We start from the raw sequence: 19,021 nt of genomic DNA, 5'->3' as shown, positions 1-19,021 counted from the left end.
GCGAACGCGCGCGGCTAAGAAAATGGGCAGCAGGGGGACGGCCCACCGCCGCAAAACGGCAAACCACCGCACGACGGCGAACCGTTACACGATCCCCACCCCACCGTGTGGATTCGCTGCGCCGGGTGGGGCGGATCACTGTTCCCCTGACAACAGCAACGCCACCCAGCACGCACAGTGATCCCACCCAGTGATCTCGCCCGGGGCGCACAGTCGTCGCGGCCGTGATCATCCAACTTTTGGGGTGTCAGAGCAGCCCAAAACACTGATGATCATGGTGGCGAACCTCCTGGCCGGGTCTACCTGCGCGCTCGAAGTCGCCGGCCACGTCGAGGGCCTCCTCCAGGGGTCTACTAGCGTGACATCCATGACGACGACAGCGGCGGCCGGTCTCACGCATCGGCTGGTGCGCTCGCCCGCGGGCCGCATCCACCTGGTCGAGCAGGGCGACGGCCCGTTGGTGCTGCTGCTGCACGGCTTTCCCGAGGGCTGGTACTCGTGGCGGCACCAGCTGCCGGCGCTGGCCGCGGCCGGTTACCGCGCCGTCGCGATCGACCTGCGCGGGTACGGACGGTCGTCGCGGCCGGGTGAGGTGGACGCGTACCGCATCGGCGACCTCGTCGAGGACAACGTGGCGGTCGTCGAGGCGCTCGGTGAGCGGCAGGCGGTGATCGCGGGGCACGACGTCGGGTCGGTCATCGCGGCCAACTCGGCGCTGATCCGCCCGGACGTCTTCCGCGCCGTCGCGCTGCTGAGCGTCCCCTACACGCCGGCGGGCGGCCCGCGTCCCAGCGACGTCTTCACGCGGATGGTGCCGCCGGGACACGAGTTCTACGTCAGTTACTTCCAGCAGCCGGGCCGGGCCGAGTCCGAGATCGAGCCGGACGTGCGTGGCTGGCTCCGCGGCTTCTACGCGTCGCTGTCCGCCGGCACCATGCCCGGCCCGGACGCGCCCCCATGGGCGTTGATCCGGGCCGGCCACGCGATGCGCGAGCGGTTCCCCGACGCCCAGCCGGACTGGCTGAGCGACGCCGACCTCGACGTCGTCGCCGCGGAGTTCGAGCGGACCGGGCTGACCGGCGCCCTGAACCGGTACCGCAACTTCGACCAGGACTGGGCCGACCTCGCCGGGTACGCCGGCGCGCCGATCACCCAGCCGTCGCTGTTCGTCGCCGGCGCGCTCGACGCCGCCGTGGTCGCGCTGGCCGGCGCCATCGACGCGTTCCCCACGACGCTGCCCGGCCTCGGCGGCTCGCACCTCCTCGACGGCGCCGGTCACTGGATCCAGCAGGAACGCCCCGGGGAGGTCAGCGCCCTGCTGACTCGCTGGCTGGGGTCGCTGCCGAACTGACAGCCGACGCCCGCAGCGCCACCACGACGCCCACGACCCCCGCGGCGGCCAGCCCGAACAGCAGGTATCGGGCCGAGACCAGCATCGACGGCGCGCCCAGGTTGAGCAGCAGCCCGCCCACCGCCGACCCGATGGCCAGCCCGATCAGCTCGACGGTGTTGACGCCGGCGCTGGCCTTGCCCGCCTCGGCCGGGTCCGCCGAACTGCCCATCACCGCGACCACGACGTGCGGGAACGCCAGGCCGATCCCGGCGCCGGCGACGACCAGCCCGATCACCCAGACGGCCACCAGCCACGGGCCGGCGTCCTCGCGCTGGAACACTCCCGTGACGGCGAGACCGAGGGCCATGACGCCCGGCCCGGCGACGCGCAGCCGCCGCACCGCCGCGGGCCGCCGGGCGCCGGAGCTGACCAGCATGCTGGCCGACCAGCCGAGCGACACGGCCGCGCCGAGGAACCCGGCGACCACCGGCTCCAGCCCGGCCAGGCGCTGCCCGAACAGCGGCGTGAACGCCTCGGACACCGTGCCGACGGCGAGGATCGCGATGCCGATGTACAGCCACTTCAACGGCGACCCGGCCACGTAGGTCGACCGGGGCAGCACGCGCACCGGCGACCGCCGCTCCCAGCGCACGAACGCGCCGATCACGACTACCGCGGCGGCGACCGCGCCGACCATCTGCACCGTGTCGTCGCGCAGGCTCGCGACGCTGATCAGCGCCGTCGCCGTGGTCAGCAGGGCGAGCGAGACGTACGGGACGGGCTCGGCGGCGGTTCCGCCGCCCGAGCGGGGCAGCGCCCGCGGCACCAGGACGGCCAGCGCGACGCCCGCGAGCGCCAGCAGGCCGAACGCCCACCGCCAGGCGCCCAGCTGGGCGAACGCGCCGCCCATGGCCGGGCCGACGAGCGTTCCGAGTCCCCACATCGCCGACACCAGCGCCGTCGCCCGCGCCCAGAGCCGCTCGGGGTAGGCCGCCTGGATGACGGCGTAGCCGAGCCCGGCCAGCATGCCGCCGCCGATGCCCTGGACGGCCCGGCCGGCCAGCAGCAGCGTCATCGTCGGGCTGACGGCGGCGATGACGGCGCCGAGCACGAACGGCGCCAGCCCGATCAGATAGGCGGCGACCGGGCCGCGCCGGGCCAGCGTCCGGCTCACCAGCATCGACGAGATCACCGAGGCGATCATGAACACCGTCGTGCTCCACGCGTAGAGCCGCTCGCCGCCGATTTCGTCGATCGCGGTGGGCAACAGGCTCGTGGTGAGGAAGATGTTCACGGCGTGCAGGGCGATGCCGCCGGCCAGGACCAGCGAGGTCGTGGCCCGGCCCGCGCCGAACAGCTCGCGGAAGCTCGCCGGGCGCTCGTCTGTTGTCGTCATGGTCCGGAACCTAGGATCTCAAGCGAGCTTGAGGTCAACCGTGGAGGTGAGCGCGCTGGAGCCCGACGATCTGCTCACGGTGGGCGAGGTGTCGCGCCGCACCGGCGTGGCGGTCTCGGCGCTGCACTACTACGAGCAGCTCGGCCTGATCGAGTCGTCGCGCACGTCCGGGAACCAGCGCCGCTACCTGCGGTTCATGATCCGCCGCATCTCGCTGATCCTGGTGGCCAAGCGGCTGGGCATCTCGCTCGCGGACGTCGCCGAGGTGTTCGCGACGCTGCCGATGCAGCGGATGCCCGACTCCCACGACTGGCACCGGCTGTCCAAGCGCTGGCAGGCCCAGCTGGCGGCGAAGAAGCGCGAGCTGGAGAACCTGCAGCGCGAGCTCACCGGCTGCATCGGCTGCGGCTGCCTGTCGATGAAGGCGTGCTACCTGCTCAACCCGGACGACGTCTTCGGCGCGGACGGTACCGGCCCACGCCGCGTCACCGCGGACGGGTCAGGGTAGCTTCCACTCCTCGGCGAGGAGGGCGTAGCCGAGGCCGTCGAGCCATTCGCCGGAGCGGTGCAGCGAGTCGGCGACGTTGTACGCCTCGCGGCGCATGCCGATGCGTTCCATCAGGCGCCAGGACGGCTCGTTGTCGGCGAAGCAGAGCGCGGTGACGCGGCGCAGGCCCAGCTCCGCGAAGCAGAGCCGCAGCAGCTCGCGGACGGCCTCGGTGGCGTAGCCCTGGCCCTGGTGGGCGGGGTCGAAGACCCAGCCCAGCTCGGCCTGGACGCCGCGGGCGGCGTCGGCCACCTCGGTCTGGGCCCAGGCGTTCTCGACCCGCACCATGAGGTCGCCGATCACGGTCGCGTCGTGCTCGACCAGCACGCTCGTGGCCAGCCGGTCGGGCGTCGCGAACCGGGCGCGGAAGGTGGCGGCGTCGTCCGGGAGGTCGGTCAGCCAGCGGGCCACCGGCTCCAGGCGGCGGTACCCCCAGACGGCGTCGGCGTCGTCCGGACGGGCGGGGCGCAGCGTGAGGCGGGCGGTGCGGACCGGCCAGCCGATCCGCTGGAGCACGCCGGGCGCCGAGGTGTCGTCACTCATCGAACGCCGAGCGTATACGGCGACCAGCACGATCGGCGCCCGGGCTCCCGCCCGCGGCCGGTCACTGCCATGGTGGCGTCGGGCTCCGCGAGCCGGCCGGTGCCGCCTGTCCGTAGCGGCGCCGGTACGCCCGCGGCGAGATGCCGAACACGTGCCGGAACCGCCGGCTGAGGTAGTTCGGATCGGGCCAGCCGTAGCGACCGCCGATCTCGGCGATGGGGTCGTCGCCGTTGATGAGGTCGGCCGCGACGTGCTCGGCTCGGAGCCGGGCGAGGTAGGTGATCGGCGCCATGCCGGTGGCCTGCGAGAACAGCCTCGACAGGTGCGACGGCGACAGGTGGGTGCGGTCGGCGAGCTCGTCGAGGGTCCACGGGTGGGCGACGTCGTGCTCGAGCAGCCGCAGGGTGTTGGCGATGGACGTCGGCAGGTGCGGCGCCGGGCGCAGGCCCGCGGCCGATTCGTCCAGCTCCGGTGCGGCGGCGATCTCGCCGAGGGCGGCGGTCAGCAGGCCGACCCGCTGGGACGACGACGCGATGCCGTCGGAGGGGTGCCGGGGCGGCACGGCGGAGAGCCAGTCGATGACGCTGGTGAGCGCGGGGCCGGCCAGGGCGCGCTCGGTGACCCGGCCGGGAGCGGGCGGGCTGATCAGGCTGCTGCACTCGGGGGTGTCGCGCAGCCAGCTCAACGCCGACTGGAGCACCTCGGTGCCGAGGTAGATGTTCCACACGCGCAGGTCGTGGCAGTCGCGCCAGCTGTGCCACTCGCCGGGCCGCAGCACCGCGCAGTAGCCCCGGCGCACCGACCGCCGGGACGAGCGGGTCTCGTGGTCGGCGCGGCCGCTCTCGACCACCACGATCTCGATGAACTCGTGGCTGTGCGGGCCGACTTCGCCCAGGCCGTCCATCAGCTCCGCGGCGATCGCCGGGCCCACGGCCGGCAGCGTCTCGCGGCGTCGATAGCGAGTGATCATGGCACCCCTGAGTGTTTCGTGCTACTTCAGGACCAGATCATGCTAGCTCTAGGCTCCTGCCGGGGCAATGATTGCGCAATACGTGCAAGTCGGTCCGCAGCCGACCGGACAAGGAGGTCACGGTGAGCACTGACACCCGCTCGATGCGCTGGCGCCGGCCGATGGCGGTGGTCGCTGCCGCGGCGGCCATCGTGCTCGCCCTGTCCGGGCCGGAATCCGCGGCCGGCCCGGAGAACGGCGAGACGGTCGGCGGGCCGGCCGAGACGGCCACGAACGTCATGGCGCCGGGCGGTCCGCTGGTGGCGACGGACGCGCTGGGCCGCGAGCTGACCGACCACACCGCGGCGCCGGCGCCACGCGACGACCGCACCGTGGGCGTGTTCTACGTGCTCTGGCACGGGTCCAACGACATGCGCGAGTACAAGAACGTCTTCGACAACAACGCCACCCTGGCCGAGGACCCGCTCGCGTGGCAGACGCCCGGCAGCGGCGCGTTCCCCGGGCCGGGCCACTTCGCCTACTGGGGCGAGCCGCTCTACGGCTTCTTCCGCAGCGACGACGCGTGGGTGGTCCGCCGCGACCTGCAGTTGCTCGCCGCCGCACAGGTCGACTACCTGGTCCTCGACGCGTCGAACTGGGAGATCTACAAGCCGCAGGCGATCCTGCTCATGCGGACGATCGTCGAGCTCCAGGCCCAGGGCGTCCGGGCGCCGCAGGTGGTCTTCATGACGCACAGCGACTCGACCCGGAACATGGACGAGCTCTACCGGACGTTCTACGCCGACGACGCGCCGCACCGGTATCCCAGCACCTGGTTCCAGTGGGACGGCAGGCCGCTGATCATGGGCGCCGATCCGTCCCAGGAGGTGCGGGACTTCTTCACCTTCCGCCACGCCCAGTGGCCCAACGAGCCGCAGCAGCCCGCCGGCGGGTGGGACTGGATCAGCTTCGACCGCCCGCAGCGCGGCAACCACGACGCCGACGGCAACCTCGAGCAGATGGCGGTGTCGCCGGCGCAGAACTCCGGGAGCTCGTCGATCTTCAGCTACACCGCCTGGTACGGGCTGGACGACCCGCCGTCGCGCAGCCGCAGCTTCCACGACGGTGCGGAGGACGAGTCACCCGGGGCGGAGAACGCCGGGTACAACTTCCAGGAACAGTGGGACCACGCCATCGAGGCCGACCCCGAGACGATCCTCGTGCTCGAGTGGAACGAATGGATCGCCGGCAACTGGGCGGCGCGGGCCACCGACCCGCTCGTCTTCTACGACGTCGTGAACACCCGCTGGAGCCGCGACCTCGCGCCGATGGCCGGCGGCTACGGCGACAACTACTACCTGCAGCTGGTCGACAACATCCGCCGGTACAAGGGGGTGGCGCCGCCCGCCGGCACCGGGGCCGAGCGCACCATCGAACTCGGCAGCGGGTTCGACCAGTGGAGCGACGTGGCGCCGGAGTACGCCGACCACCAGGGCGACACCGCGCCGCGCGAGCACGCGGGCGTCGACGCCCAGACGTACGTCAACCGCACCGGCCGCAACGACATCGTCTCGGCGAAGGTGACCAGGGACGACGAGAACGTCTACTTCTACGCGCGCACCCAGGAGAAGCTGACCGAGGTGTCCGGCGACGGCTGGATGACGCTGTACCTCGACTCCGACTCCGACGGCTCCACCGGCTGGTCCGGCTACGACCAGCGGGTGCGCTGGCACGGCAAGGACGACGCACGGCTGGAGCGCTTCACGGGGGACGGCTGGGAGACGGCCGGAGCGGCTCTCCCGTACCGGACCGCGAAGGACGAGCTGATGGTGGCCGTGCCCCGGGCCGCGCTGGACGGGCCGGACCAGCCGCTGCGGCTGGACTTCAAGTGGTGGGACCACCAGCAGAGCGACGACATCATGGACGCGTACGTCTCCGGCGACGCCGCACCGGACGGCCGGTTCAGCTACCGCTACGACACCGGCGACCACCCCAGCGCGGGGGAGCAGGCCGGACCGCCGGCGGTGGAACCGCTGCCGGAGCAGCCTCCGGGCTGGCACCGGATCGAGGACGACGACCACACGACCGACTACGAGGCGCACGTCACCCCGGCGGCGAGCAACTGGGTGACGGTCGCCGACCCGGCCAGCTCGGGCGGCACGCACAGCTACCTCTACAACCCCGGCGGCCGCCCCGACGCCTTCTTCCGCAGCTTCATCCGGGCCGGTTTCGAGGGCAACGCCGTGCGCTGGGTGGCTCCGGCCGGCCCGAAGGGCACGGAGGCCGAGGTGTTCGTCGACGGGCTGTCCCAGGGCGTCGTCTCCCTCTACAGCGAGCGCGACGAGCCGCAGCGCACCGTGTTCGAGGTGCGCGGCCTGTCCGAGGGCCAGCACGAGATCATGGTGGTGTTCCTCGCGCAGAGCGGCACCTACTACCACGACTACTTCGAGTACGGCATCGGCGCGGCCGGACGCGACGGCGACGCGGCCGACCTCATGAGCAGCGCGTACGCCACCGCGTCGTCGTTCGCCCCCGCGCAGTGGTTCGCGACCAATGCTGGGCAGGTCAACGACGGCCGGGTGGGGACGTACTGGCGCGGCACCCAGGCGTCCGGCGACCACGTCGGCCTGTCCTTCGGCCGGACGGTGCCGTTCGACCGCGTCGACGTGGTGCCCCGGACCGCCGACACCACGATCACCTCGTTCGAGCTGCGCCTGCACGACGCCCGCGGCTGGCGCACCGTGCACCGGGGCGCGGCGCTGGATGCCGCCACCACCATCGAGCTCGGCATGACGCGCGCCGACGCCGTCCAGCTGGTCGTCACCGGGACCACCGGCGGCGGGCCGGAGGTCGCCGAGCTCGGTGTCCGCTCGGCCCGCGACACCGCGCCGTCGCCGTCGGGGACCTCGTGGGAGTTCACCAACGGAACGGACGGCTGGACCGGGGCCGGGCCGGTGGACGGCCCGGACTGGTCGGCCGACGGCACCATCGGCGGCGATGTCGCGGGTCCCGGCGCGGCTCTCCTCTCGGCCGGCGACCTCGAGATCGACGCCGGTGAGTTCCGCTCCGTCCTCGTCGACCTGGAGAACCGCACCACGGCCCGCGAGGCCCAGCTGCGCTACGTGGCGACCACGCCCGACGGCCGGACCGTCGAGGGACGCCGTCCGTTCCGTATCGCCGCGAACAGCGGCCACACCGCCTACGTCGTCGACCTGACCGACGCCCCGGACTGGGCGGGCACGATCCACCAGCTCGGTGTCGAGGTCTCCGCCGACGCGGGCCGGCTGGAGCTCGGCCACGTGCGGCTCGCGCCGGACCACGCGGTGTATGCCGCGCACTTCGCCGCCGACGACCTCGACGGTTGGACGGCGCAGGGCGCGATCTGGCAGCCCGACGGCTCCGTCGACGTCCCGCTCGACGGTGACGGCGACGTGCTGCGGTCGCCGGAGCTGCGGGCCGACCTCACCAACGCCGACACCGTGACCCTGCGGCTGCGCAACGACTCGTCCGCCCACCAGGGCGTCCTCCGGTTCAGCACGACCGGCGACCCGGACGGCACGGAACACACCGTCCCGTTCGAGCTCACCGCCCACGACGAGACGTTCACGACCTACCAGGTGAGCATGGACGCGGTGCCTGCCTGGCAGGGCGTGCTGGAGCGCCTCACCGTCGAGGTCGAGGGCGCGGAGCCGGGCGAGCACCTGCGGGTCGACACCGTCCGGGTCGAGCCGTTCGTGCTGACCTCGCTCAACACGAAGCGCACCTGGACCTTCGACGAGTCCGCCGAGGGGTGGGGCGGCGCCGGCAACATCGACGGGTTCGGGTGGCGCGACGGAGCAGTGGGCGGGACGATCACCGGCCCGGACCCGCAGTTCTACTCCGCGCCCGATCTCTGGCTCGACCTCACCGAGCTCACCACGGTGTCGATCCGGATGGCCGTCGACGCCAGCGCCACGCACGGCACCCTGTACTTCACCACCGAGGCCAAACCGAACTTCAGCGAGGCCAACAGCATCCGCATCCCGCTCGTGCCGGGTGAGACCGGATACGTCGACTACGAGCTGGACCTGAGCACGGTCGCCGGCTGGACCGGCGTGCTGCGACAGCTCCGGCTCGACCCGGAGGAGGGCGACAGCAACGGGACCTTCCTCGTCGACGGGATCGAGTTGCGGCCGGCCACCATCACTTCAGCAAAGGAGCTCGACCGATGAGAACACCCCACGCCGAGCGGCGGTTCGTCGCGCCCGCCGCCGCCATGGTCCTGCTGTGCGTGGCCGCCTGCGGGAGCGGGTCCGGCGACACGTCGGGCGACGCCTCCGACGACGTGCGGCTGACGATGGTCGGCTGGAACATCGCGGCCGCGGAGGAGACCATCGCGGCCTTCGAGGACGAGCACCCCGGCGTCACGGTGGAGTTCCGCCCGTACGCCTACAACGACTACCTCCAGGCGCTGCGCCCCGCCCTGACCGGCAACGACGGCCCGGACGTCTTCCAGGTGCAGCCCGGCGGCATGCTGACGAACTACGAGCCGCTGGCGGTCGACCTGCGTCCGCACCTGGAGGAGAGCCTGGGCGCGCAGTGGCAGGACGCCTACTACGAGGCCGGCCTCGAGCAACTCGCCTACGACGACAAACAGGCCGCCCTGCCCGGCATCATGAGCGCGGCCGGACTCGTGTACTACGACCAGGCGGTCCTCGACGAGGCCGGTGTCGAGGTGCCCACCACGTTCGACGAGTGGGAGACGGCCTGCGCCGCGGTCGTCGCGACCGGCCGTCAGTGCCTGGCCCACGGTGCCAAGGACGCGTGGGCGAACATCGACGTCTTCCTGGCCGTCATCAACTCCGACGCGCCGGGAGTCGTCTACGACGCCATCGCCGGCGACGTCGCGTGGGACGCGCCGGAGTTCGTGACCGCCGCCACGGAGTTCGTCTCCCTGTTCCAGAACGGGGTCATCGCCGAGGGCGCGGCGTCGCGCGCGGAGTACCCCGACGCGTTCAACGAGTTCGTCGCCGGCAACGCGGCGTTCATCGCGCTCGGAACGTGGAACACCGCGGGCACCATGACGACCGAGGGGCTGGCGCTGTCCGCCGAGGGGATCTCGGGCGAGCCGTCCGGCCCGTTCTACGCCGCGCCGTTCCCGGCCCCGCAGAGCGGCAACGATCCGACGGCGCTGTTCGGCGGCCCGGACAACGGCTGGGCGGTGTCGGCGCAGAGCGCGCAGCCCGACGAGGCCTACGACCTGGTCGAGTTCCTGACCCACGGCGGCGGCCAGGACGTCCAGGCGGAGCTGGCCAACTTCCCGGCGAACACCGAGGTCGCCATCAGCACCGCCGACGTCGTGGTTCCCGACCAGGTCGAGAACATCGAGGCGCAGCAGGAGGGCCTGGCGGATCTGGTCGGGGCGCGGCAGATCCCGTACCCGGACCTCGAGGCGGCACTGGGCCAGGCGCTGTCGAGCATCATCGCCGACCCGGGCTCGATCGAGGACGCCCTGGCCGCGGTCGAGCAGGTGTCGGCGGGCCTCGACCGTTGACCACCCCGTCCCAGCTGACGCGAGCGGCGGACGGGCCCGGGCCGGCCCGGGCCCGTCCGGCCGGCGAACCGGCGCGGGCCCGCCGCCGCCACGACCGGCGAGCCCGCCTGGCCGGATTCCTCTGGCTGCTCCCGGCGCTGGTCCTGGTCGTCGGTGTCGTCCATGTCGGCATCGTCTACAACGCCGTCATCAGCACGACCGACTGGAACGGGATCGCGCCCACCAGGAACCCGGTCGGTCTGGACAACTACACCGCGATCCTCTCGGACGACGTGTTCCTCGCCGCCCTGCGGAACACGGCCGTCTACGCCGTCGCGGTCACGGTGCTGCAGCTCGGCGCCGGTCTCGCGGTGGCCGTGCTGGTCCGCACCCAGGCGCGCGGGCGGAACCTGCTGCGCGTCCTCATCTTCGTGCCGGTGGTCCTCTCGCCGGCGATCATCGGGACGACCGCCCGCTACCTGCTCGACCAGGACGGCGCGCTGAACGGGCTGCTCCGCGCGGCCGGCCTGGGCGACCTCGTCAGGCCGTGGCTGGCCGATTCCAGCTTCGCGCTGGCCACGCTGGTCGTCATCACCGTCTGGCAGTACACCGGCTACAGCTTCGTCATCTACGACGCGGCGATCTCCCAGGTGGACCCCGCGACCCTGGAGGCGGCGCAGATCGACGGCGCCGGCAACCTGCGGATGTTCACCTCCGTCGTCCTGCCGCACCTGCGTGGTGCGCACCTGGTCCTCATCGTGCTGACCGCGATCAGCTCCCTGAAGACGTTCGACCTCGTCATGCTCACCACGGCAGGCGGGCCGGGAACGTCGACCGAACTGCTCACCCTGCACATCTACGAGCAGACGATCCTGCGCTTCCACGCCGGGTACGGCGCCGCGCTGTCCCTCGTGCTCGTCGCGATCGCGCTGGTGTTCGCGGTGCTGCAGGTCCGGCTCTCGCGGCTCCGGGAGGTCTGAGCCATGTTCCGTCATCAGTCGACGACCGGACGGGTCGTCAGCCAGCTCCTCGTGGTCGTCCTGCTGCTGGTGCTCATGCTCCCGCTGCTGCTTGTGGTCAGGGAGTCGCTGAAGGGGGAGGGCTGGCGCAACTACGTCGAGGTCGTCGCCGACACGCCGTTCGTGCGCTTCTTCCTCAACAGCCTCGTCATCGCCGGCAGCACCGTCGCCGTCGTCACGGCGGTCGCGATGGCCGCCGCCTACGGCATGGTCGTGCTGCGGGCCGCCTTCGGGCGGACCAGCCAGCTGGCGATCGTCGCGGGGCTGGCGCTGCCCGGCATGGCGCTGACGGTGCCGCTGTTCGTGACGGTGCAGCGGCTCGGCCTGTTCGACTCGCCGATCGCGGTGATCCTCCCGCTGAGCGGGCTGGCCGTCCCGTTCGGCGTGCTCGTCGCCCGCAACTACCTGACCGGGATCCCCGGCGAGATCCACGAGGCCGCCCGGCTGGACGGTGCCGGCGCCTGGCAGCTCTTCGCGCGCATCGTCGTCCCGCTGGCCAGGCCGATCATGGCCGTCATCGTCATCTTCACGTTCCTCGCCGCGTGGAACGAGTACTTCCTGCCGCTGCTCTTCCTCCAGGAGCACTCCGCGCAGGTGGTGACGCAGATCCCCGGCTACTTCCAGAGCGAACGGCACATCGACCTGCCGAAGGTGTTCGCCGCCAACCTGCTCATCAGCCTGCCGATCGTCGCGCTCTATCTGGTGTTCCAGCGCCAGGTGCGGGCCGGTTTCCTCGCGGGCGCCATCAAGTGACCGACACCAGAAAGTGGGACCGCGTGAGACCCGATGTACTGGCCTACTACTTCCCGCATTGGCACGCCGACGAGCGCGATGCCGCGTGGATCTCGCCGGGCTTCACCGAGTGGGAGCTGGTCGAGCGGGCCGTTCCCCGCTTCCCCGGCCATCGCCAGCCCCGGGTGCCGGTGCTCGGCCACCGCGACGAGAGCGATCCCGTCGTCATGGAGTCCGAGGTGCGCCTGGCCGGCGACCACGGCATCGACGGCTTCATCTTCGACTTCTACTGGTACGACGACGGGCCCTACCTGCAGGGAGCCCTCGACCGGGGTTTCCTCGGCCGGGCAGCGGACGGCTCCCCGTTCCGGTTCGCGCTCATGTGGGCGAACCACGACCTGCTCGACGTGTACCCGCTGCCCGCGCCCACGTCGAGGACCCGGCCCCGCCTGCTGCGTCCGGGGGCCGTCGGCCGCGAAGCCTTCGACGCGATGACCGACCACATCGTGGCGGCGTACTTCAGCCGGCCCGACTATTACACGGTGGCCGGCCGGCCGTTCTTCTCCATCTACGAGCTGGGCACGTTCGTCGCGGCCATGGGCGGGGTGGACGCCGCCGCCGACGCGTTGCGCTCCCTCGACGACAAGGCCAGGCGGGCCGGGCTGCCGGGGGTCCACCTCGACGTCGTCGTGTGGGGGACCGGCGTCCTTCCCAACCACGTGACCATCGACCGGCCGGCGGAGCTGCTGGGCGCCCTGCCGGTGTCGTCCACCAGCTCCTACACCTGGATGCACCACGTCGACCTCGCCACCCACCCGTTCCCGGTGGGTGACTGGGACCGCGTCAGGGAAGAGGCGTTCGACCACTACCGCGCGTACCCCGGCGAGCTGTCGCTGCCGTTCCTGCCGAACATCTCCGTCGGCTGGGACAGCTCGCCGCGGACCTCGGCGGACGGGCCGTGGGAGAACAACCCCGGCTACGGCTGGACCCCGGTGTTCGAGTGCTCGGCCGCGTCGATCGCGAAGGCGGCCGCCGACGCCACGGAGCTGCTCGCGGCGCAGCCGGACGCGCCGCCCATCGTGACGGTCAACGCCTGGAACGAGTGGACCGAGGGGTCCTACCTGCTCCCGGACACCGATCGGGGGACCGAGCTGCTGCGGTCCCTGGCGGCGGCGTTCCCGCGCTGACCGGCCGGCGGCGCGGCGCCGTCAGGAGGCGGTGTCGCGCGCCATCCGGTCGATCAGCGGCCGGACGCGGTGCGCGATCCGGTGCCGCAGCACCGGCTCGGTGCGGGTGCGCAGTACCCCCGGCACCGCCAGGATCTGCTGCAGCACCTCCTCGGTGTTCTCCGGGCCGGTGGAGACGACGTGGCACATCAGGTCGGCGTCGCCGGCGATGGAGTCGACCTGGATCACCTCGGGGATGGCGGCCAGCCGGTCGGTGACCTCGTCGAGCACGCCCTGCGCGAGGTTCAGCCGCACGTAGGACAGCGCCGGGAAGCCGAGCGCGGCCGGCGCGACGCCCGGCTCGTGCCCGGTGATCACGCCGAGCCGGGCCATGCGGTCCAGGCGGGACTGGACGGTGCCGCGGGCGACGCCGAGCAGCCGGGCGTACTCGCGGACACCGGCTCGGGGCCGGTCGAGGCTCAGCTGGAGGATCGACAGGTCCAGACGGTCGAGCGAGGGGGTCACGGGCACCTGGCCATTGGTCGGCTCGGGGCGCTCGAAGCGCCTGGATGGTGGGCCATTGGCCCAACGAAAGCGGTCGGGTCTTGACCCGATGGTACGCCGATCACCAGAGTGGGCGCACCATCGGCACGACTCGGAGGACGCTCGACGTGACTGTGACCGTCGTCCGGCCCCGGGACCGCTACACGGCGGCTCAGGGCCGGGTTCAACTGACCGGCGTCCAGGCCCTGGCCCGGCTGCCGATCGAGCAGGCCCGCCGCGACCGCAACGCGGGCCTCGACACCGCCACCTTCGTCTCCGGCTACGAGGGCTCGCCGCTGGCCGGCTACGACCTGGAGCTGAACCGCATCCGCGAGCTGCTGGACGCGAACGCGGTGACGTTCGTGCCCGGGCTGAACGAGGAGGCGGCGGCGACGTCCGTGCAGGGCAGCCAGCTCGCCCCGACGATCGACGGCGCGACCCGCGACGGCGTGCTGGGCATCTGGTACGGCAAGGCGCCGGGGCTGGACCGCGCCACCGACGCGCTGCGCCACGGCAACCTCATGGGCGCGCACCCGCGCGGCGGCGCGCTCGTCCTCGTCGGCGACGACCCGGCGGCGAAGTCGAGCAGCGTGCCGTGCGCCTCCGAGTTCGCCCTCGCCGACCTCGCGATGCCGTTCCTGTATCCGGCGGACAGCGCCGAGGTGCTGGAGCTGGGGCTGCACGCCGTCGAGCTGTCCCGGGCCAGCGGGCTGTGGACCGGCCTGAAGATCGTGACGTCGGTGGCCGACGGCACCTCGACCGTCGTGCTCGGCGACGACGGCCCCGCGCCGGTGCGCCCGGCCGGGTCGGGCCGGCACGTGCCGACGGCGCGGCTGCTGCAGCCGACGCTCGGCCCGCTCGAACGCGACCAGCTCACCACCCGGCTGCGGCTGGCCCGCGAGTACGCGCGGCTGAACGACCTCAACCCGACGGTGGGACGCGGCCCGGCGGACCGCCTCGGCATCGTCGCGGCGGGACGCACCTACCTCGACGTGGTCACGGCGCTGGCGAAGCTCGGCCTCCCCGCCGACGCGCTCGAACACAGCCCGGTCCGGCTGCTCAAGGTCGCCATGCCGTACCCGCTCGACGACGAGACCCTGCGCGAGTTCGCGGCCGGCCTGGACGAGGTCGTGGTCGTGGAGGAGAAGCGGTCCTTCCTGGCCACGGCGCTGCGCGACGCGCTCTATGACCTCGACCGCCGGCCGGTCGTGACGGGCAAGACCGACCCCGGCGGCGCGGAGCTGTTCCCGGCCTACGGCGAGCTGGACGTCGACCTCGTCACCGCCAGGCTCGCCCGCCGCCTCGCCGCGCACGGCCTGACCACCGCCGAGCCGGACCGCAGCCCGTCGGCGGTGGCCGGCCGCACCCAGCTGCCGCTGCTGCGGCGCGCGCCGTACTTCTGCTCCGGCTGCCCGCACAACACCTCGACGAAGACGGCGGACGGCTCGCTGGTCGGCGCCGGGATCGGCTGCCACGCCATGGTCCTGCTGATGGACGAGGCCCAGGTCGGGACGGTCACCGGGCTGAGCCAGATGGGTGGCGAGGGGCTGCAGTGGATCGGCATGGCGCCGTTCGTCGACCGGCGGCACTACGTGCAGAACCTCGGCGACGGGACGTTCGACCACTCCGGCTCGCTGGCGATCCGGGCCGCCGTCGCGGCCCGCGTGAACCTCACCTACAAGCTGCTCTACAACTCCGCGGTGGCGATGACCGGCGGCCAGCGTCCCGCCGGCGGCATGAGCGTCGCCCAGGTGGTGGACGTGCTCCGCGCCGAGGGCGTGGCGCGCGTCATCGTCACCACCGAGGACCCGGGCCGGCACCGGAAGCTGCCGCCCGGCGTCGCGGTGTGGGACCGGTCCCGGTTCGCCGAGGCCGAGCGGGTTCTGGCCGAGACGCCCGGCGTGACCGTCCTCCTGCACGACCAGGAGTGCGCCACCGAGCGTCGCCGTCGCCGTCGCCGCTCGACAGACACGCGGCCCGAGACGCGGGTCGTCATCGACGAGCGGATCTGTGAGGGCTGCGGCGACTGCGGCCGCAAGTCGAACTGCCTGTCGGTGCAGCCGGTGTCCACCGAGTTCGGCCGCAAGACCGCGATCCACCAGGGCTCCTGCAACCTCGACTACAGCTGCCTGGACGGCGACTGCCCGGCCTTCCTGACGGTGACGGTGCCCGCGGGCGCCCGCGGCCGCGCGGCGGTCGGCGGCATCGACGCGGCCGAGCTGCCCGACCCGGTCGTGGCGGGGGAGCGCGACGGGTTCGGCGTCCGGCTCGCCGGGGTCGGCGGCACCGGCGTGGTCACCGCGTCGCAGATCCTCGCCACCGCCGGGCTGCTGGCCGGCTGGAACGTCCGCTCGCTCGACCAGACCGGGCTGGCCCAGAAGGGCGGCGCGGTGGTGTCCGACGTCCGGTTCCGGCGCGCTGGCCAGGAGGCGAACAAGCTGGCCGCGGGGGAGTGCGACCTGTACCTGGGCTGCGACCTGCTGGTCGCCGCGGACCCCGTCCACCTGGCCGTGGCCGCGCCCGAGCGCACCACCGCGGTGCTCTCCGTCGCCGAGTTGCCGACCGGCCGCATGGTCAGCGACGTCTCCGTGACCTTCCCGGACGTCGGCGAGCTGGCCGGGCGGGTCGACGCCGAGTCCCGGACGACGCACCTGCTGGACGCCCGCGAGCTGACCCTCGGGCTGTTCGGCGACGACCAGTACGCGAACCTGTTCCTCGTCGGCGCGGGCTTCCAGGCCGGCGGGCTGCCGCTGCCCGCCGCGGCCGTCGAGGAGGCGATCCGGCTCAACGGCGTGGCCGTCGACGCCAACCTGCAGGCGTTCCGCCGCGGCCGCCAGTACGTCGTCGCGCCCGAGGTCGTCACGGCGCTGGCCGGGGCGCGGCGGGCCGAGGCGGGCACGCTGGCGGACGTCGTGGCGCTGCGGGTGGCCGAGCTGACCGACTATCAGAACGCCGCCTACGCCGCCGAGTACGAGGCGCGGGTCGAGCGGGTGCGCCGGGCGGAGGCGGCCGCCGACCCGCACTCGACCGTCCTGGCCGAGACGGTGGCGCGGAACCTGCACAAGCTGCTGGCCTACAAGGACGAGTACGAGGTCGCCCGGCTGGCGCTGCGGCCCGAGGCCGGCGCGGAGATCGAGGAGCGGTTCGGCGCCGGCGCCCGGGCGTCGTGGAACCTGCACCCGCCGGTGCTGCGCGCTCTCGGCATGAAGCGCAAGCTGCGGCTGGGCCCGTGGTTCCGGGTGGTCTTCCGGGTGCTGCGGTCGATGCGGTTCCTGCGCGGCACCCCGTTCGACCCGTTCGGCCGGGCGCACGTGCGCCGGGTCGAACGGGAGCTGGCGCGGGAGTACCTCGCGGTGCTGGACGAGCTGGAGGCGCGGCTGGACGCCGGGTCGCTCGGGCCGGCGGCGCACGTGGCGGGACTGCCCGACATCGTGCGCGGCTACGAGGACGTCAAGCTGGGCAACGTCGAGCGGTACCGCGCCGAGCTGGCGGCGGCGATGACGGCGTTCAGACGGCCTTGATCAGGTTGTCGCCCATCGAGAACGCGATCTGCCCGATGCGGGCGTGGTCGTGCAGGCGGCGGGTCACGTAGGCGACGGCGTGGTCGTTGCTGAACGACCAGTAGCCCGCGGAGCCGCCGAGGCCGCCCATGCCGATGAAGTTCTCGGTGCGGAACATGCCGAGCGTCCAGTTCACCCGCTCCTGGACCGTCTGGTCGACGTCGGTGACCTGGGTGGTGACGAACTCGGCGTGCAGCTTCTCGCCGAGCAGCTCGCGCAGCGGGCCGTCGGGGTCGGTCACCGTGGCGTAGAAGCCGGCCAGCGCCCGCGCCGACGTGTGCAGGTTGATGGCGCCGAACGTCGACTGCCGGAACGCCGTCGAGTTGATCCGCTCCATGTCCATCGCGCCGTGCGGCCGGGACAGCGTGCGGTCGTAGGTGGGGCAGACGTCCGTCAGCATCTGCGCGGCGCCGCCGGGCAGGCCGTGTTCCAGCTCGGCCACCCGCGGCAGCTCGCTCGTGGGGACGCCGAACCAGGCGTCCATGCCCAGCGCCGGCCGGGCGACGTCGTTGAACCAGTGCCCGAGCGGCCGGCCGGTGGCGGCGCGCAGCACGCCGTCGAGCAGGTGGCCGTAGGTGAGGGCGTGCTCGGCCAGCACGGTGCCGGGCGGCGTCTCGGGCGGTGCCGCGGCGAGGGTCTCGCGCAAGACGTCCTCGTCGATCAGGTCGACGGTCTCGGCGGCGGGCGGGAAGGCCGGCTGGCCGGCCCGGTGCGTCAGCACGTCGCGCAGCGTCGTCCGGTCCTTGCCGGAGCGGCCGTACTCGGGCCAGTAGGCCGCGACCGGACGGTCCAGCTCCAGCGCGCCCGTGGCCGCGGCCGTCAGCGTGGCCAGGGCGGCGAACGGCTTCGAGGTCGAGTAGGTGTGCGCCAGGGTCTCCGGGGACCACGGCCGGGTCCGGCCGGCGTCGCTCCAGCCGGCGGTGAGGTTGACGACCTCGGTGCCGCCCGACCAGATCGACAGGCCCGCGCCGGTCTCCTGCCCTTCGGCGACGAACCTGGTCAGCAGCTCGGTGACGCCGTTGTAGCCGTCGCCGGCGAATCCCTGGACCGACATGTGCCCCTCCTCGCTGGCCGTGTAATCAAATTACAGTCTGGCACCTCTGGTGCCGCCCCGCCAGCCTATGTAATCTGATTACAAGGACTCGTTCGACCGGAAGGGGAAGGCACGTGCAGAACCAGGCAGCCGGGCAGGCCGACGACGTGGAGCAGCTGCTGAAGCTGCACCGCGACTGGTACTTCTCCAACTTCGAGATCAACATCCCGCTGATGCGGACGCTCTTCCCGCCGAAGCGCGACCAGTTCCTCATGCTCAACCTCAACGCCCACCCGTACTTCGGGGTCGACGACCTCGACGCGCTGTGGTCCTTCTATGCCCGCACCGACCGCTGGGGCCTCTGCGAGGACCACGTCATGCGCGTCGACGTCGCCGGCGACATGGGCTACGTCGTGTCGGAAGGCATCTACCCGTCCTGGGTGATCAAGGACGACGACGGCAACCCGCTGGCCGAGGAGGTCGACGTGACCTTCCGGTACCGCTCCACCGAGATCTACAAGCGCGACGACGGCGAGGGCGGGCGCGAGTGGAAGATGTGGCACTTCCACTGCTCGACCCGGCCCGAGGACGACGCCGTCCCGGACGCGAAGACCGCCGAGGACACCTCGCGCCGGCGCGGGCTCGGCAACACGCCCTACAGTCAGGGAACCCTCGTCGAGTACTGAGC

The 19,021-nt window shown here is 72.5% G+C and carries 14 protein-coding genes; 9 read left to right on the top strand and 5 right to left on the bottom strand.

Annotated features, from left to right (window positions below):
- Positions 1 to 367: 367 nt before the first annotated feature.
- Positions 368 to 1,351, top strand: a complete 984-nt coding sequence (locus tag ACW62_RS24200; RefSeq protein WP_053206674.1) for an alpha/beta fold hydrolase — start codon at positions 368 to 370, stop codon at positions 1,349 to 1,351.
- On the opposite strand, the gene ACW62_RS24195 is transcribed toward ACW62_RS24200, so the two are convergent.
- A complete protein-coding gene (locus ACW62_RS24195) occupies positions 1,308 to 2,729 on the bottom strand; it encodes an MFS transporter (protein ID WP_053206673.1) in 1,422 nt (473 codons plus the stop codon). The two genes, ACW62_RS24200 and ACW62_RS24195, sit on opposite strands and share 44 nt — an antisense overlap.
- Between ACW62_RS24195 and soxR the strand changes: the two genes are divergently transcribed.
- Entirely contained in the window at positions 2,728 to 3,237 is a 510-nt protein-coding gene (gene soxR, locus ACW62_RS24190) for a redox-sensitive transcriptional activator SoxR (protein WP_053206672.1), read from the top strand. The genes ACW62_RS24195 and soxR overlap by 2 nt on opposite strands.
- Here the strand turns inward: soxR and ACW62_RS24185 are convergent.
- Both ACW62_RS24185 and ACW62_RS24180 read right to left on the bottom strand, forming a co-directional pair.
- Positions 3,229 to 3,819 carry a GNAT family N-acetyltransferase gene (locus ACW62_RS24185; protein WP_053206671.1) on the bottom strand — a complete coding sequence of 197 codons (591 nt, stop codon included), beginning with the start codon at positions 3,817 to 3,819 and terminating at the stop codon, positions 3,229 to 3,231. The two genes, soxR and ACW62_RS24185, sit on opposite strands and share 9 nt — an antisense overlap.
- A gap of 61 nt (positions 3,820 to 3,880) precedes the next feature.
- Positions 3,881 to 4,789, bottom strand: a complete 909-nt coding sequence (locus tag ACW62_RS24180) for a helix-turn-helix transcriptional regulator (RefSeq protein WP_053206670.1) — start codon at positions 4,787 to 4,789, stop codon at positions 3,881 to 3,883.
- 122 nt (positions 4,790 to 4,911) lie between these two features.
- Between ACW62_RS24180 and ACW62_RS24175 the strand changes: the two genes are divergently transcribed.
- Genes ACW62_RS24175 through ACW62_RS24155 form a run of 5 tightly spaced genes read left to right on the top strand, consistent with a single transcriptional unit; the run spans position 4,912 to position 13,218 of the window.
- Positions 4,912 to 8,979, top strand: a complete 4,068-nt coding sequence (locus tag ACW62_RS24175; protein WP_157574949.1) for a discoidin domain-containing protein — start codon at positions 4,912 to 4,914, stop codon at positions 8,977 to 8,979.
- Positions 8,976 to 10,301 carry an ABC transporter substrate-binding protein gene (locus ACW62_RS24170; RefSeq protein ID WP_053206668.1) on the top strand — a complete coding sequence of 442 codons (1,326 nt, stop codon included), beginning with the start codon at positions 8,976 to 8,978 and terminating at the stop codon, positions 10,299 to 10,301. Before ACW62_RS24175 ends, ACW62_RS24170 begins: the two co-directional genes overlap by 4 nt.
- Positions 10,298 to 11,260 carry a carbohydrate ABC transporter permease gene (locus ACW62_RS24165; RefSeq protein WP_083460117.1) on the top strand — a complete coding sequence of 321 codons (963 nt, stop codon included), beginning with the start codon at positions 10,298 to 10,300 and terminating at the stop codon, positions 11,258 to 11,260. The genes ACW62_RS24170 and ACW62_RS24165 overlap by 4 nt, the downstream gene beginning before the upstream one ends.
- 3 nt (positions 11,261 to 11,263) lie before the next feature.
- Positions 11,264 to 12,052: a carbohydrate ABC transporter permease gene (locus tag ACW62_RS24160; protein WP_053206667.1), complete on the top strand. Its 789-nt coding sequence runs from the start codon at positions 11,264 to 11,266 to the stop codon at positions 12,050 to 12,052.
- 23 nt (positions 12,053 to 12,075) lie between these two features.
- Positions 12,076 to 13,218, top strand: coding sequence for a glycoside hydrolase family 99-like domain-containing protein (locus ACW62_RS24155; protein WP_053206666.1), 1,143 nt, complete (start codon positions 12,076 to 12,078; stop codon positions 13,216 to 13,218).
- 21 nt (positions 13,219 to 13,239) lie between these two features.
- Here ACW62_RS24155 and ACW62_RS24150 read toward each other — a convergent pair whose 3' ends face one another.
- The gene (locus tag ACW62_RS24150) at positions 13,240 to 13,722 is read right to left on the bottom strand and encodes an Lrp/AsnC family transcriptional regulator (protein ID WP_053206665.1); all 483 of its coding nucleotides are present in this window, start codon (positions 13,720 to 13,722) and stop codon (positions 13,240 to 13,242) included.
- A 146-nt stretch (positions 13,723 to 13,868) separates the two neighbouring features.
- On the opposite strand from ACW62_RS24150, the gene ACW62_RS24145 reads away from it, so the two are divergent.
- Positions 13,869 to 17,261 carry an indolepyruvate ferredoxin oxidoreductase family protein gene (locus ACW62_RS24145; RefSeq protein ID WP_205629558.1) on the top strand — a complete coding sequence of 1,131 codons (3,393 nt, stop codon included), beginning with the start codon at positions 13,869 to 13,871 and terminating at the stop codon, positions 17,259 to 17,261.
- On the opposite strand, the gene ACW62_RS24140 is transcribed toward ACW62_RS24145, so the two are convergent.
- Positions 17,248 to 18,354 (bottom strand): serine hydrolase domain-containing protein, encoded by a 1,107-nt coding sequence (locus ACW62_RS24140; protein ID WP_053206663.1) that lies wholly within the window; start codon positions 18,352 to 18,354, stop codon positions 17,248 to 17,250. The genes ACW62_RS24145 and ACW62_RS24140 overlap by 14 nt on opposite strands.
- A 113-nt stretch (positions 18,355 to 18,467) precedes the next feature.
- On the opposite strand from ACW62_RS24140, the gene ACW62_RS24135 reads away from it, so the two are divergent.
- A complete protein-coding gene (locus ACW62_RS24135) occupies positions 18,468 to 19,019 on the top strand; it encodes a Cif family virulence factor (RefSeq protein ID WP_053206662.1) in 552 nt (183 codons plus the stop codon).
- Positions 19,020 to 19,021 lie beyond the last annotated feature (2 nt).

It is taken from the genome of Jiangella muralis, from assembly GCF_001270745.1.
GTDB classification, from domain to species: Bacteria; Actinomycetota; Actinomycetes; order Jiangellales; family Jiangellaceae; genus Jiangella; species Jiangella muralis.
This window is presented reverse-complemented; position numbering and strand designations above follow the sequence as displayed.